Below are 16,347 nucleotides of genomic sequence, written 5' to 3'. Positions count from 1 at the left end.
TTCGAAACCCGGTTACGATGCCGCAATTCACCCGCTATGGGTGTCACGTTTTTGCGTCATCAGGTAACCCTCTCATGGCTAACACCACCCTCGGCGTCAAAGTCGACGACATCCTGCGCACGCGGCTCAAGACGGCTGCCCAGCAAATCGAGCGCACCCCGCACTGGCTCATCAAACAGGCCATCTTCGCCTATCTGGAGCGCATCGAGAGCGGCGCGCTGCCGCCCGAACTCAGTGGTGCAACCCAGTCGGGTACCGAGGTGATCGACGGCCATGCCGGCGACGACACCGTGCCGCACCCGTTCCTCGAATTCGCCCAGAACGTGCAACCGCAATCGGTGCTGCGTGCGGCGATCACGGCGGCGTATCGCCGTCCCGAGCCGGAGTGCGTGCCCGTGCTGGTCGGTCAGGCAAAGCTCGCGCCGGCCACGGCCACGCTGGCATCGGACCTCGCGCGCAAGCTCGTCGTCGCCCTGCGCGGCAAGAGCACCGGCGGGGGTGTCGAGGGACTGATTCACGAGTTCTCGCTGTCCAGCCAGGAAGGCGTGGCGCTGATGTGTCTGGCCGAAGCGCTGCTGCGCATTCCCGACAAGGCCACGCGCGACGCCCTGATTCGCGACAAGATCAGCAAGGGCGACTGGCACGCCCACATGGGCAACTCGCCGTCGATGTTCGTCAACGCCGCCACCTGGGGCCTGATGATCACCGGCAAGCTCGTCACCACCACCAGCGAAGCCGGTCTCACGAAGGCCCTCACGCGCCTGATCGGCCGTGGCGGCGAACCGCTGATCCGCAAGGGCGTGGACATCGCCATGCGTCTGATGGGCGAACAGTTCGTCACGGGTGAAACCATTTCCGAAGCGCTGGCCAACAGCCGCAAGTACGAAGCGCAGGGCTTCCGCTATTCGTACGACATGCTCGGCGAAGCGGCGACGACGGAAGAAGATGCGCAGCGCTACTACGCGAGCTACGAACAGGCCATCCACGCTATCGGCAAGGCCTCGGCCGGTCGCGGCATCTATGAAGGCCCCGGCATCTCGATCAAGCTCTCGGCGCTGCACCCGCGCTACTCGCGCAGCCAGCACGAGCGCACCGTTTCGGAACTGCTGCCGCGCGTGCAGTCGCTTGCCAAGCTGGCCCGCTCGTACGACATCGGCCTGAACATCGACGCCGAAGAGGCCGACCGCCTCGAAATCTCGCTCGATCTGCTCGAAGCCCTGTGCTTCGACCCGGAACTGGCCGGCTGGAACGGTATCGGTTTCGTGGTGCAGGCGTATCAGAAGCGCTGCCCGTTCGTGATCGATTTCATCATCGATCTGGCGCGTCGCAGCCGTCACCGCATCATGGTGCGTCTGGTCAAGGGCGCTTACTGGGATACGGAAATCAAGCGTGCGCAGGTCGACGGCCTGGAAGGCTATCCGGTCTACACGCGCAAGATCTATACGGATGTCTCGTACCTCGCCTGCGCGAAGAAGCTGCTGGCCGTGCCGGATGCCATCTACCCGCAATTCGCCACGCACAACGCCTACACGCTCTCCGCGATCTATCACCTCGCGGGCAACAACTACTACCCCGGTCAGTACGAGTTCCAATGCCTTCACGGCATGGGCGAACCGCTGTACGAGGAAGTCGTGGGGCCGATCGCTGCGGGCAAGCTGGCGCGTCCGTGCCGTGTGTACGCTCCGGTCGGCACGCATGAAACGCTGCTCGCCTACCTCGTGCGACGTCTGCTGGAAAACGGCGCCAACACGTCGTTCGTGAACCGCATCGCCGACGAGACCGTCAGCGTCGACGAACTGATCGCCGACCCGATTTCGGAAGCCGAGAAGGTGCAACCGCTCGGCGCGCCGCACGCCAAGATTCCGCTGCCGCGTGACCTGTACGGCGTATCGCGCGCCAACTCGTCGGGCTTCGATCTCTCGAACGAACACCGCCTCGCGTCGCTGTCGTCGGCCTTGCTGGCCAGCGCCGGCACGCCGTGGCGCGCCGCCCCGATGCTGGCGGACGGCGAACGTACCGAAGGCACGCCGCGTGCTGTGCGTAACCCGGCCGATCTGCGCGACATCGTGGGTCAGGTCGTCGAAGCGACGTCTGCCGACGTCGAAGCCGCACTCGCCCACGCCGTGGCCGCCGCACCGATCTGGCAAGCCACGCCGGTCGAAGAACGCGCCGACTGCCTGATGCGCGGCGCCGATCTGCTCGAAGCCCACATGCCCACGCTGATGGGGTTGTGCGTGCGCGAAGCCGGCAAGTCGCTGCCGAACGCCGTGGCCGAAGTGCGCGAAGCGATCGACTTCTTGCGCTACTACGCCGCACAGATCCGTCAGGGCTTCTCCAACGACACCCACCGCCCGCTCGGCCCGGTGCTTTGCATCAGCCCGTGGAACTTCCCGCTCGCCATCTTCGTCGGTCAGGTCGCCGCAGCGCTGGCCGCAGGCAACCCGGTCATCGCGAAGCCCGCCGAGCAAACGCCGCTCATCGCGGCGGAAGCCGTGCGTCTGATGCAGGCCGCAGGCATTCCGTCCGGCGCACTGCAACTGCTGCCGGGCACGGGCGAAACCGTGGGCGCTGCGCTGGTGGCCGACGCCCGCACCAAGGCCGTGATGTTCACCGGCTCGACCGAAGTGGCGCGCATCATCGCGCGCACGCTGGCCGATCGTCTGGACGCTAACGGCCGTCCGATTCCGCTGATCGCCGAGACCGGTGGTCAGAACGCGATGATCGTCGACTCGTCGGCGTTGCCCGAACAGGTCGTGTACGACGTGCTCGCTTCCGCCTTCGATTCGGCAGGTCAGCGCTGCTCGGCACTGCGCGTGTTGTGCCTGCAAGACGACATCGCCGACAAGACGCTGCACATGCTCAAGGGCGCGATGCAGGAGCTGGCCATCGGCAACCCGGACCGTCTGTCGATCGACGTCGGTCCGGTGATCGACGCCGAAGCGCAGAACGGCATCAACCGTCACATCGAACAGATGCGCGGCAAGGGCTTCCCGGTCGAGCAACTGACGCTGCCGGACGCCGCCCGTCACGGCACCTTCGTGCCGCCGACGCTCATCGAGCTGACCGACCTGAAGGCGCTGCAACGCGAAGTCTTCGGCCCGGTGTTGCACGTGATCCGCTTCAAGCGCGCGCAGCTCGACAAGCTGCTCGATCAGATCAACGGCACCGGCTATGGCCTGACGTTCGGCGTGCATACGCGTATCGACGAGACCATCGCCTACGTGACGGAGCGGGCGCATGTCGGTAACGTCTATGTGAACCGTAACGTGATCGGCGCCGTGGTCGGCGTACAGCCGTTCGGCGGCGAAGGCCTCTCCGGCACGGGTCCGAAGGCCGGTGGCCCGATGTATCTGCCGCGTCTGCTGGCAACGCGTCCGGCGGCACTCGCGCCGGAACTGAACCGCAACGAAGCCGCCCTCTCGCCGTTGGTGAGCTATCGCGACTGGCTGCGTCAGCAACCGGAGAGCGCCGCCGCCATCGATCGCGTCGACCGCTATCTGGCGACGTCTGCCCTCGACGCCACGGCGGTGCTGCCGGGCCCGACCGGCGAGCGCAACACGTATGGTCTGGAGCCGCGTGGCCCGGTGCTGTGTGTGGCAGCGACGGGGCTCGGCGCACGCACGCAACTGGCCGCTGTGCTGGCCACGGGTAACAACGCCGTGTTCGCGGACAGCGCTGCCGCCCGCGAACTGGTGAGTGCGTTGCCCGCCGCCCTCAAGGGCCGGGCGTCGGTGCTCGCTGCCGGGGTTGACGCCGCCAGCGAAGCCGCCCTCGCCGCCGTGCTGTTCGAAGGCGATAGCGACGAACTGCGCGCGCTGAACCGTCGCATCGCAACGCGCAACGGCCCCATCCTCTCGATGCAGGGTCTGGCACCGGAAGCCCTGGCCGCCGGCGACGACTACGCGCTGGAGCGTCTGCTGTGCGAACGCTCGGTGTCCGTCAATACGGCCGCAGCGGGCGGTAATGCCAACCTCATGACCATCGGCTAATCGCGGGTCGTCCGCCGGATTTAGCGACGTCTCCTCCCGGATTCGTCCTAAATCTGGCGGCCCGCTCGCCTACATCTTCTTCGCTCGTACTCGCGTTTCCTTCGCTTCTCGCACGCGGCTCTCGTGCTTCTGTCGTGCTTCTCACGCGCGCCTCTCCGCTTCGCTCCCCCTCTCCCCAACTCCCCCAACTCCCCCGCCTCCCCTGCATTTCCCGACGTCTCCCCGCCTTCCCGCGCTCAGCCACCGCTTCGTCGACCACCGGTCTGAAACGAATCGCTCGGTTTTGCCACACGCCGCGGGAAATATTTGACGTCATATTTCCGGATGCACAAGTGACGCACCGCTAAATGCGTAGATGCGCAATTTGAGCGATTTCGGAGTATCGTCGCGCCCGCCCCCGACATATAACGCGTCTCACCGCTTCAGCGCGGTTAACCCGTGCCGGCGACACGTATCGCCGGCCACCGCGGCCCTCAGCACGCGTAGCACCCCTTTCGTCATGCCGAAAGAGGCACTACGCGCTTGTGCGCCGTACAAGGAGGCAACATGTCCAACGTGTCTGTTTGGAACCCCACGGCGGTGTCATTCACCGTCTATTTGATATTGATGCTGGTCATCGGCTGGCTCGGTTACCGCGCCACCAACAATCTGTCCGACTACATCCTCGGCGGACGCCGCCTCGGCAGCTTCGTCACCGCGCTCTCCGCCGGGGCGTCCGACATGAGCGGCTGGCTGCTGCTCGGCCTGCCCGGCGCCATCTACGTAGGCGGTCTGTCGGGCGTGTGGATCGCCATCGGTCTGGCGATCGGTGCGTGGGCCAACTGGCGTCTCGTGGCCGCACGTTTGCGTGTGCACACCGAAGTCTGCGGCAATGCGCTCACGCTGCCCGAGTATCTGACGCAACGCTTCGACGACCGTAGCCATGTGCTGCGCATCGTCACGGCGCTCGTGATCCTCATCTTCTTCACGATCTACTGCGCGTCGGGCGTCGTGGCCGGTGCCCGTCTGTTCGAGACGATGTTCGGCCTCGACTATCACACCGCGCTGTGGATCGGCGCCGTGGCCACCATCGCCTACGTTTTCATCGGCGGCTTTCTGGCGGTTAGCTGGACGGACACGGTGCAGGCATCGCTGATGTTCGCGGCGCTGGTCGTCACGCCGATTGCCGTGATCAGCATCGACGGCGGTCCGTTCACCGCCATCGACGCCGTGACCGCCGTCCACCCGGCCCACACGGACCTGCTCGGCGACCTCGCCCCCATCGGCGTGCTGTCGCTGCTCGCGTGGGGCCTCGGCTACTTCGGCCAGCCGCACATCCTCGTGCGCTTCATGGCCGCGCGCTCGGCCGCCGCGATCCCGAAGGCGCGCCGCATCTGCATGACGTGGATGGTGCTGTGCCTGACGGGCGCCGTTGCCGTGGGCTTTTTCGGGCTGGCGTTCTATAGCGCACGCCCGGAACTCGGCGCTGGTGTGAACGCCAACTCGGAAACGATCTTCATCGCGTTGACGCAGCAACTCTTTACGCCGTGGCTCGCGGGTGTGCTGCTCGCGGCCATCCTCGCGGCGGTGATGAGCACGTTGTCCTGCCAATTGCTGGTGTGCTCCAGCGCGCTGACGGAAGACCTTTACAAGACGTTCGCGCGCGGCCCGGTGAGTCAGCGGCGCCTCGTGTGGATCGGTCGCGCAATGGTACTGGCCGTGGCCGTGATCGCGGTCCTCCTCGCGCTCGACCCGGAGAGCCGTGTGCTCGGCATGGTGAGCTACGCGTGGGCGGGCTTCGGCGCCGCGTTCGGTCCGTTGGTGCTCGCCACGCTGCTGTGGCCGCGCGTCACGCGCAACGGCGCGCTCGCGGGCATTGTCGTCGGTGCGGCAACGGTGCTGATCTGGAAGCAGTTCGGCTGGTTCGACCTCTACGAGATCGTGCCGGGCTTCACGCTGGGCGGGCTGGCGCTGTTCGTCGTCAGTCGACTGGACCGCGCACCGAGCGCCGCCGTGCTGGCCCGCTACGCCGCCGCCGAGACTCGGTTGCAGGAAATCCGCGACGGCAAGACGTCCGACACCGATGCCGTAGACGGGTCGGGTGGCACCCAGACCCCGGCGGCGCAACCGTCGCCATAACCCGGTAGCACCTTCTATCGGAATTTCTCCCTCTTGACCGGCGCGAGCAGCCATCCAATACTGCCGCGTCGGACGCATTTTGCGTTTGATTGCGATAGATGCCGTCCCGGGTCAACCGGCCTGGTACAGACGGCGTTTCAAGAAAGGTGTGCCGCGGCGATCCCGCAGACACGCCACTCAACGACAAACACATGCAAGGAGAGGGTTGATGCAATCGAAGCTTACGGCTAGCGCCGTCGCAGTCGCGGGACTGCTTGCCGGGTTGGTCGCGTCCGGCGCAGCCAATGCGCAACAGGCGCAGGAAGTGAAGCTGGGTTTTGCCGCACCGCTCACGGGCGCACAGGCCCACTACGGCAAGGACATGCAGAACGGCATCCAGCTGGCTGTCGACGAGTACAACGCCACCAAGCCGACCATCGAAGGCAAGCCGGTGAAGTTCGTGTTGCAGGCCGAAGACGATCAGGCTGACCCGCGTCAGGGTTCGCTGGTTGCGCAGAAGCTGGTCGACAACGGCATCAAGGGCATGCTCGGCCACTTCAACTCCGGCACGACGATTCCCGCCTCGCGTATCTACGCACAGGCTGGCATCCCTGAAATCGCCATGGCGACGGCACCGGAATACACCAAGCAAGGCTTCAAGACGACCTTCCGCATGATGACGTCGGACATCCAGCAGGGTTCGGTTGTCGGTACGTTCGCCGTCAAGAAGCTGGGCTTCAAGAACATCGCCATCGTCGACGACCGCACCGCGTACGGTCAGGGGCTGGCCGACGAGTTCGAGAAGGCCGCGAAGGCTGCCGGTGGCAAGATCGTGCGTCGTGAGTTCGCCAACGACAAGGCCGTGGACTTCCGCGCCATTCTGACCAACCTCAAGCGCTCCAACCCGGACGTGGTGTTCTACGGCGGCGCCGATGCGCAAGCCGGCCCGCTCGCCAAGCAAATGCGCGAACTCGGCATCAAGGCCACGCTGATGGCAGGCGAGATGGTCAAGTCGGACGCCTTCCTGAAGATCGCCGGCGACGCCTCCAACGGTTCGGTCGTCTCGCTGGCGGGTCTGCCGCTCGACAAGATGCCCGGCGGCGCCGCTTACGAGTCGCGCTACAAGGCCAAGTTCGGTGCGGGTCCGGAAACGTACTCGCCGTACGCCTATGACGGCGCGATGGCCATGATGTCGGCCATGAAGAAGGCCAACTCGACGGACCCGGCGAAGTACCTGACGGTACTGGCCAAGACGAGCATGCCCGGTGTGACCACACGTGAACTGGCCTACGACGCGCAGGGTGACCTGAAGTACGGCTCGATCACGCTGTACAAGGTCGTCGACGGCAAGTGGACCGTGCTGGAAACGGTCGGTGGCAAGTAAGTCACGCCATCACGCGTTTGCAATAACGCGTTAAGCCACGCAAGACAGGCAGGGGCCGGTGAGGATGACTCACCGGCCTTTTTTTCACTTCACCAGACGTCCTTGGGCAACCGCTCACGCAGTTCCGGCGGCATGGCGTCGCGCGTGAAGACGGGCTCGGCGACACCCGCTTTACGTTGGCGCTGATAGTCGTGCCACGCGACCCGCGCGTACTTCATCAGCAATCCGATCGCCAAGAGGTTGATGAACGCCATCAACGCGGTGCCGACATCGGCCAGACTCCATACCATCGGCAAGCTCGCAACCGAGCCGAGCATGACCGCCAGCAGCACGAAAGCGCGGAAGATGTTGAGCAGCCAGGGGCGTTGCGTCATGTAGTCCATGTTCACCTCCGCGTACGCGTAATTGCCGAGCACGCTGGAGTAGGCAAGGAAAAACACGGTAATACCGGTGAAGACGACCGCCCACTCGCCGAAGTGTGTGGCAAGTGCGCGCTGTGTCAGCACCGAGCCTTCCGGCGCGGCGCCCGGCACGAGCTGCCCCGAAAGCAGGATCATGAAAGCCGTGGCGGAACACACCACGATCGTGTCGAAAAACACGCCGAGCATCTGCATCAACCCCTGCTGAACCGGATGCTTCGTCGTCGCCACCGCCGCCGCATTCGGCGCACTGCCCATACCGGCCTCGTTCGAGAAGAGTCCGCGCTTGACCCCCATCAGCACGGCCTGACTGACGGCATATCCGGCGATGCCGCCCGCCGCAGGTTCCAGCCCGAAAGCATGACGCCAGATCATCGCGATCATGTCCGGGATCTCGTGGATGTGCACGATGCAGACGAACGCCGCAAGGCTCAGATAGGCGACGGCCATCACGGGCACGATCCATTGCGCCATTCGTGCGACACGTCGCACGCCACCGTAGATGATCGGCGCTGTGAGCAACACCAGCGAGATACCGATCCACTGACGCTCCCAGCCAAACGACGCTTCCAGCGCTTCCGCAATCGAGTGCGACTGCACGGAGTTGAGCGCAAAGCCGAATGTGTAGAGCAGTGCGATGGCGAACACGATCCCGAACTTGCGCGATCCGAGGCCGAGCTGGATGTAGTACGCCGGGCCGCCCCGGAAGGTGTCGTCGCGATGCGGCACCTTGAATATTTGCGCGAGGGTCGACTCGACGAACGCCGACGCCATACCGAGCAACGCCGTCATCCACATCCAGAAAATCGCCCCGGGACCGCCAATGGTCAGCGCGACGGCAACCCCGGCGATATTTCCGGTACCGACACGACTCGCCAGCCCGGTCGCGAAGGCCTGAAACGGTGAGATGCCGCCGGTGCTGCCCGACTTACGCAACAGGCAAACGCTGTGCGCCAACGCGCGGAACTGTATGCCGCCGAACCGCAAAGTGAAGTACAGACCTGCGCCGAGCAACGCGATGACAAGCGGGTAACCGGACAACACCCCCCCGATGGCATCGACCATCGATTTGAGCCAACTCTCCATAGCGATCGTCTCCTGTTGTCATTTCGAACAGCCTCTGTCCCGTTGGGGAACAGGAGGCAAGGGACGGAGAATCGCAAGAATCGGGCGGATTCGACAGATAGACGCGGCACTTTGCGCTTTTTCCTATCTGCGAATCATTGTTGGACGACAGGCAATAAAAAAGCCGCTCGGCATTCGCCGGGCGGCTCAAAGACAAGGCAAGGAGACATCGATGCGTAGATTAGCGGGGGAATGTGACTGTCATATGACGCTCAGGCACGTTCCGAGCGGACTCACTTGACGACGTCCTTCCTGTCCCAGATCTCGCTCGGACTGCCGGCGAACATGGTGTTGATCTGACGCATGAAATCCGGACTACTGCTACCGTGGAACGTCGGAATAACCTTCACGCCCGAGTCACCGCTGCGAATCCCTTCGATAACACGTTGCTTCGTTTGGCCTCCGGGGTGGCTGATCCAGCCAATGGAAAATTGGGAGATGTGTTTCGGCTCGTAGGCGAACACGGAAAGATTTTCCTTCTGGGTGACCAGACAAAAGATCTTCCGTGACCGGTTGGCACTGGTGTTGATGAGCGCGCGCGCGTCTGTGGCGAACGAGACGCCATCGAAGTAGTTGGAGAACTGGATGCGTCCGTCGCTCCAATACCTGTCCGTATAAAGGTGCCCACGCCTTTCCCATTGGTCTGAATTCTCGGGGTGGCGAGAATCCGAACAGCCGAGCGCCCCTTTGATTTCGATGAGTGCGAGGTTGTCGGCGCGCACGCGGTTCCGACCACGGTTGTCGAGCCTTGACCCGTCAACCGGGATTTCGGCCAGCCAGAGCTGATTGCCTTGACGCGCCACGTCGGTGATCTCCTCCACCAGCTTGGTCGGTACGTCCGTCACGCTCCGGGGCATGCTCGCGAGTTGCCACACCCAGGCATTGTTGCGGAACTGGCACGACAGCACTCTGCCGGACGTATCCAGACTGATGCCGTTGACGTTGCAACCGCCGCCCTCGGACGCGAGGTTATCTTTGTCGAACTCGACGATGCCTTCCATCGCTTTGAGTTTCTTTGACCGGACCGCATCCGCCAACACCTCCTCCGCAGAAACCTTCTTCGCATCGTCGATGTCATTGCCTGTCATTTGCAGTTTGCCGCGCATCGTCGCAGCATCCTCGTTCGCGGAGAGCACCCCGACGTCCACACTCTTCGCGGTCACCGCGCTCATCGAAAGCTCACCGTCCCCCCTGATGTCTTTGGCACCGACGATGTCACTTTCGGAATTCAGATTCAGCCTGCCTTTGAACGAGGCGTCACCGACGGCTAACGCCCCCATTTCCAGATGTCCGTTGCCCTTGATGTTCCCCACTCCCGCAATGTTGTGCCTAATGGGCTCGTTGGATGCGTCTTTCGCCTCCGCATCCGCAAAATTCAGATCGCCCGACATGGCGCGTGATCCGTCGCGTGAGACCGTATTGTTGAGGTCCTTGGTCTGCGATCCGCCACGCATGGCGAGCAATCCCGCAACGCCCGCCTTCGGATTGACGATCGGCAACACGCCCTCGGCCTGATCGATGAATCGGATCTGGTCCGGGTTATCGGGCGTGGACAGTCCACCGTATGTCCCGATCTTGCGTGCCGCAATGCTGGACATATTGATATCCGCGTCGGACGAGTACGTCTGCCGTATCGGTTCGGTCAGGAATGTCAGCGTTTCGATCCGACAGGCGTCCTTCACCTCGCACACACGGTCGACGTGAATCTCGTACTGCCCCACACCGGGCGGCGGTTTGTCCGAGACGCCCGGTAGCCGCAACGCCTGAATCAACGTTGTGGCGTTCAGATTGTCGAGGCGGACGCTGTTATCCGGCAGTACTTTCCGCTTGAACTCGACGCCGTTGATCTGGAGCACATCCCCTCCCTTGCCCGACAGCAACTTGTCGATTTCCCCGTGATGCTTGACCGTGAACGTCTCGACGGCATTGCCGATGGCTTTGAGCGATTCCCCGATCCGCTCCGCCCGCTCGATGCGCATCTGGCGTGCCTGCTGAACACCCCAGAACGTAATCAGTGCACCCACGACAGCAACCGCAATCGCGGCAGACACCAGGAAAATGCCGGATTGTTTCCTTCGCATTGACCACCCCCCTTTGAGAACGGCCACCGCCGCCACCATGGACACCGGTGACAACGACGGCTGAAAAATCCCGACATTCTCTGTGAGGGCACTCCGGCAAGCTTTGGCATTTGTGCGGCGAGTCTCTTGCGAGGTCACCAATTCGAAAGCCGGATCGCAAAAAACAAAAGCCGCGGGACTTTCGTCACGCGGCTTTCGTCGGTATCGACGTCAGACCATCAGCACTCGACGATATTCACCGCCAGCCCGCCACGCGCCGTTTCCTTGTACTTCGTCTTCATGTCGGCGCCGGTTTCGCGCATCGTCTTGATGACGGAATCGAGCGACACATAGTGCGCGCCGTCGCCGCGCAGCGCCATACGTGCTGCGTTCACCGCCTTGACCGACGCCATCGCGTTGCGCTCGATACACGGAATCTGCACGAGACCACCGACCGGGTCGCACGTCAGACCGAGGTTGTGCTCCATGCCGATCTCGGCCGCGTTCTCGACCTGCTCGACCGTGCCGCCGAGCACCGCCGCGAGTGCGCCCGCTGCCATCGAACACGCCACGCCGACCTCCCCCTGACAGCCCACTTCCGCGCCGGAAATCGACGCATTGAGCTTGTACAGGATGCCGATAGCACCGGCGGTGAGCAGAAAGTCGATCACGCCCTGCTCGTTCGCGCCGTGGACAAACCGGTCGTAGTAATGCAGCACCGAGGGGATGATGCCTGCGGCACCGTTCGTCGGCGCGGTCACCACGCGCCCACCTGCGGCGTTCTCTTCGTTGACGGCAATCGCGTACAGGTTCACCCAATCCATCACCGACAGCGGGTCGGACAGTGTGCGTTCCGCACGTTGCGTCAGTTGACGGTACAACTCCGGCGCGCGACGCCGCACGTGCAACGGCCCCGGCAGTTCGCCGTCGGCTTCGTCGTTGCCAATGCCGCAACCGCGCGTCACGCACGACTGCATCACACTCCAGATGTTGAGCAAGCCGCGACGGATATCGTCTTCCGCATTCTCGCCGTGATGCCAGACCAACTCGTTTTCCCACATCAACTGCGCGATGGTCTTGCCGCTCGCGCGGCACATCTCCAGCAACTCCTTGCCCGTGCGGAACGGGTACGGCAGCTGATTGTGCGCCGAGAGCACCTGCGCGTTCGACGCGCCCGCCGTCACCACGAAGCCGCCGCCAACCGACAGATAGCGCCCTTCGCGCAGCTTGTTGCCTGCGCCATCGAACGCATGGAATTTCATGCCGTTCGGGTGCTCGGCCATCGCCTCGCGACGGTAGAACACCATGTGTTCCTTCTCGACGAAAGGCACATCGTGCTTGCCGAGAATCGAGAGCGCCTTTTCCTTGCGCAGCGTCGCCAGACGCGCGGCAATCGTCGACGGATCGACGGTATCGGGCGCCTCGCCCATGAAACCGAGCAGCACGCCCTTGTCGGTGCCGTGGCCCTTGCCGGTGGCCCCGAGCGAGCCGTACAACTCGGCGCGCAATGTCGCCACCTGCGGCAGCAATCCGTCGCGCTCCAATCCCTGCACGAACATCAGCGCTGCGCGCATCGGCCCCACGGTATGCGAACTCGACGGTCCGATACCGATCTTGAACAAATCGAAAACTGAAACGGCCATGACGCTTTCCTGAAGTTCTGAAACGTTTTTGTGACGCATCGAATGCCGCCAGTCTGGCGCATTCGCGTGACATCTATAGAGACAAAAAGGGGCCAGCAATGTTTCTGCCGGCCCCCGTTTGTCGAATCTTTGCGACGTCTGTTACTCGTAGTCGCTCATCGGTACGCAGGCACAGAACAGGTTCCGGTCGCCGTAGACGTTATCGGCACGTCCGACCGGCGGCCAGTACTTGCGCTCACGCAACGCCGCCACCGGGTACGCCGCCTGGCTGCGCGCATACGCGTGCGTCCATTCGTCGGCGGTCACCACGGCGGCCGTGTGCGGTGCATGCTTGAGCGGGTTGTCTTCGCGATCGGCGCGGCCTTCTTCCACCGCACGAATTTCCTCGCGAATCGCGACCATCGCTTCGATGAAACGATCCAGTTCGTGCTTCGATTCCGACTCCGTCGGCTCGACCATCAGCGTGCCCGGCACCGGGAAGCTCATCGTCGGCGCATGGAAACCGAAGTCCATCAGGCGCTTGGCCACGTCGTCCACCGTGATACCGCTGGTGTCCTTGAGCGGACGCAGGTCCAGAATGCATTCGTGCGCCACCAGTCCGCCCGGCCCCGAGTACAGCACCGGGTAGTGCGGCGCGAGCTTCTTGGCGAGGTAGTTGGCGTTCAGGATGGCCGTCTCGGTCGCCGCCGTCAGGCCCTGTGCGCCCATCATGGCAACGTACATCCACGAGATCGGCAGAATCGACGCCGAGCCGTAGGGCGCCGCCGACACGGCACCGATGCCGTCCGCATCACGTGAGTATCCCGTCGAGCGCTGGTTCGGCAGGAATTGCGCCAGATGCGCGCCCACCGCGACCGGGCCGACGCCCGGGCCGCCACCGCCGTGCGGAATGCAGAACGTCTTGTGCAGGTTCAGGTGCGAGACGTCGCCGCCGAATTCACCCGGCGCACACAGGCCGACCATGGCATTCATGTTCGCGCCGTCGACATACACCTGACCGCCGTTGGCGTGCACGATTTCGCAAATCTGACGCGCGCCGGCTTCGAACACACCGTGCGTGGACGGGTACGTCATCATGATCGCGGCCAGACGCTCGCGATGCTGCTCGGCCTTCGCTTGCAGGTCGGCCAGATCGACGTTGCCGTTCGCGTCGCACGCGACCACCACGACCTGCATGCCGGCCATCTGTGCCGATGCCGGGTTGGTGCCGTGTGCTGACGCCGGAATCAGGCAGATGTCGCGATGCGCTTCGCCGCGCGACGCGTGATACGCCTGAATGATGAGCAGACCCGCGTACTCGCCCTGCGAACCGGCGTTCGGTTGCAGCGAGACGGCGGCGTAGCCCGTCGCGGCCACCAGCATCTGTTCGAGCTGGTCGATCATCGAACGATAGCCGACGGTTTGCGTGGTCGGTGCGAACGGGTGAATCTGACCGAACTCCGGCCACGTCACCGGCAGCATTTCCGAGGTGGCGTTGAGCTTCATCGTGCACGAACCCAGCGGGATCATCGTGCGGTCGAGCGCCAGGTCCTTGTCCGACAGGCTGCGCAGGTAGCGCAGCATTTCGTGCTCGGAGTGATAGCGGTTGAACACCGGGTGCGTGAGGTAGGCGCTCTGACGCGTGAGCGTCAACGGGAAGCCGTTCGTGACGGTGGCTTCGATGGCGTCGAAGTCCAGCGAGACTGCGCTCTTGCCAAGGCCCTCGGCGACCACTTCCCACAGCGCGATCACATCGGCGCGCGTGCTGGTTTCGTCGAGCGACAGGCCCACGGTGTCGGCATCTTCGCGACGCAGGTTGAAGCGACGCGCAGCGGCCACGGTGTGGACGGTGTCTGCACGACCGGCGACGGGCACCGTCAGCGTGTCGAAGAACGTAGCGTTACGCGGTGCGGCGCCCAGCGCGGTGAGACCGGCGGCCAGCACGGCCGTCAGACGATGCACACGCTCGGCGATGATGCGCAGGCCCTGCGGGCCGTGATACGCGGCGTACATGCTGGCCATGATGGCGAGCAGCGCCTGCGCGGTACAGATGTTCGACGTGGCCTTCTCGCGGCGAATGTGCTGCTCGCGCGTTTGCAGCGCCAGACGCAGCGCCGGCTTGCCTTGCGAATCGACCGACACGCCGACCAGACGGCCCGGCATCGAGCGCTTGAGCTCGTCGCGCGTGGCCAGATAGGCGGCGTGCGGGCCACCGAAGCCCATCGGCACGCCGAAGCGCTGGCTGTTACCGACGGCCACGTCCGCACCCCACTCGCCCGGCGGCGTGAGCAGCGTGAGCGAGAGCAGGTCGGCGGCAGCGATCAGCATGCCGCCCTTAGCGTGGATGGCATCGGCCAGCGCGCGATAGTCGCGCACGTCGCCGCCGACACCCGGGTATTGCACCAGCACGCCGAACGCGTCGACTTCGGCGGCAGCCGCAGCCGGGCCGACCTGCACTTCGATGCCGAGCGGCTTGGCGCGCGTCTGCACCACTTCGATGGTCTGCGGCAGCACGTCGTCGGCCACGAAGAACGTGTTCGACTTCGACTTGCCGGTGCGCTTGACCAGCGTCATCGCTTCGGCGGCGGCGGTCGCTTCGTCGAGCATCGACGCGTTGGCGATCGCCAGCCCCGTCATGTCGATGATCATCTGCTGGTAGTTGAGCAGCGCTTCGAGGCGGCCTTGCGAGATTTCCGGCTGATACGGCGTGTAAGCCGTGTACCAGGCGGGGTTCTCGAGCACGTTGCGCAGGATCACGCCCGGCGTGAACGTGTTGTAGTAGCCCTGACCGATGAACGATTTGAAGACCTGATTCTGGTCGGCGAGCGCGCGCAGTTGCGCCAGCGCCTGCGTTTCGGTCTTCGCGGCGGCGAACTCGCCGAGCGACGCCGAGAATTGCGTGCCGTCGCGACGAATCGAGGCGGGCACGACGGCGTCGATCAGCGCGGCGCGCGACGCGTAACCAAGCTCGGAGAGCATGGCCTGTTGTTCGGGGGTATCCGGGCCGATGTGGCGCGCGGAGAAATTGTCGCGCTGCTCAAGCTCGGCAAGCGAGCGGCGCGATGCGTGCAGGTCGTTCAAAGCATTCATGGGTCAGATCTCTCGTTCGATCACGGCAAGTGACGGCGGGGCAATATCGGTAGATCGGTAAGTCAGCGGCACCGGGGGGACCGAAGCCCTCCCGGTGCCGTGTGTCGGCATCAGCCGCCGATCTTCGCCGCGTATTGCTCGGCGTTCAGCAGCTTGTCCAGTTCGGCCGTGTTCGACGGCTTCACGCGGAACAGCCAGTTGCCGTAGGCGTCGCCGTTGATCAGGTCCGGCGAGCCCGGCACTTCCTGATTGACTTCGATGATCTCGCCGCTGACCGGCGAGTGCACATCGGCAGCCGCCTTGACCGATTCGATCACGGTCGAGGCTTCGTCGGCGGCGACCGTGCGGCCGACGTCAGGCAGCTCGACGAACACGATGTCGCCCAGCGATTCCTGTGCGAAGTCGGTAATGCCGACCGTCACGGTACCGTCGGCTTCGAGGCGGGCCCATTCGTCGGACTCGGTGTACTTGAGGTTATCGGGGATGTTCGCCATGTTGACGCTCCGGGATTCAGTGTTTGGGGTATTCGGTTTTCGGTAATTCGTGTCGCCGCACCGTGGC

Annotated in this window: 8 protein-coding genes; 3 read left to right on the top strand and 5 right to left on the bottom strand. The window is 64.1% G+C overall.

Translation table 11 applies throughout. The features are described from left to right. Nucleotides 1-74 precede the first annotated feature (74 nt). The 3 genes from putA to A9762_RS24245 all read left to right on the top strand — a co-directional run bounded on the left by putA (nt 75) and on the right by A9762_RS24245 (nt 7,470). Nucleotides 75-3,989, top strand: a complete 3,915-nt coding sequence (gene putA / locus A9762_RS24255; RefSeq protein ID WP_069344536.1) for a trifunctional transcriptional regulator/proline dehydrogenase/L-glutamate gamma-semialdehyde dehydrogenase — start codon at nt 75-77, stop codon at nt 3,987-3,989. Between the two features lie 546 nt (nt 3,990-4,535). Then, complete coding sequence (gene putP / locus A9762_RS24250) at nt 4,536-6,107, top strand: sodium/proline symporter PutP (protein ID WP_083254251.1); 1,572 nt, start codon at nt 4,536-4,538, stop codon at nt 6,105-6,107. 208 nt (nt 6,108-6,315) lie between these two features. Beyond that, nucleotides 6,316-7,470 carry a branched-chain amino acid ABC transporter substrate-binding protein gene (locus A9762_RS24245; RefSeq protein ID WP_069344535.1) on the top strand — a complete coding sequence of 385 codons (1,155 nt, stop codon included), beginning with the start codon at nt 6,316-6,318 and terminating at the stop codon, nt 7,468-7,470. Nucleotides 7,471-7,559: 89 nt separating this feature from the next. On the opposite strand, the gene A9762_RS24240 is transcribed toward A9762_RS24245, so the two are convergent. The 5 genes from A9762_RS24240 to gcvH form a co-directional block, all read right to left on the bottom strand. Next, a complete protein-coding gene (locus A9762_RS24240) occupies nt 7,560-8,975 on the bottom strand; it encodes a sodium:alanine symporter family protein (protein ID WP_069344534.1) in 1,416 nt (471 codons plus the stop codon). A 272-nt stretch (nt 8,976-9,247) separates the two neighbouring features. Next, complete coding sequence (locus tag A9762_RS24235; RefSeq protein WP_139133377.1) at nt 9,248-11,095, bottom strand: hypothetical protein; 1,848 nt, start codon at nt 11,093-11,095, stop codon at nt 9,248-9,250. 218 nt (nt 11,096-11,313) lie between these two features. Beyond that, nucleotides 11,314-12,717: an L-serine ammonia-lyase gene (locus A9762_RS24230; RefSeq protein WP_069344532.1), complete on the bottom strand. Its 1,404-nt coding sequence runs from the start codon at nt 12,715-12,717 to the stop codon at nt 11,314-11,316. 141 nt (nt 12,718-12,858) lie between these two features. Beyond that, the gene (gcvP, locus tag A9762_RS24225) at nt 12,859-15,786 is read right to left on the bottom strand and encodes an aminomethyl-transferring glycine dehydrogenase (protein WP_069344531.1); all 2,928 of its coding nucleotides are present in this window, start codon (nt 15,784-15,786) and stop codon (nt 12,859-12,861) included. Nucleotides 15,787-15,896: 110 nt separating this feature from the next. Next, nucleotides 15,897-16,280, bottom strand: a complete 384-nt coding sequence (gcvH, locus tag A9762_RS24220) for a glycine cleavage system protein GcvH (protein WP_069344530.1) — start codon at nt 16,278-16,280, stop codon at nt 15,897-15,899. Nucleotides 16,281-16,347 lie beyond the last annotated feature (67 nt).

The organism is Pandoraea sp. ISTKB (assembly GCF_001721285.1).
Classification (GTDB): Bacteria; Pseudomonadota; Gammaproteobacteria; order Burkholderiales; family Burkholderiaceae; genus Pandoraea; species Pandoraea capi.
The sequence above is the reverse complement of the archived record's forward strand: the minus strand, read 5'-3'. Positions and strand labels throughout refer to the sequence as shown.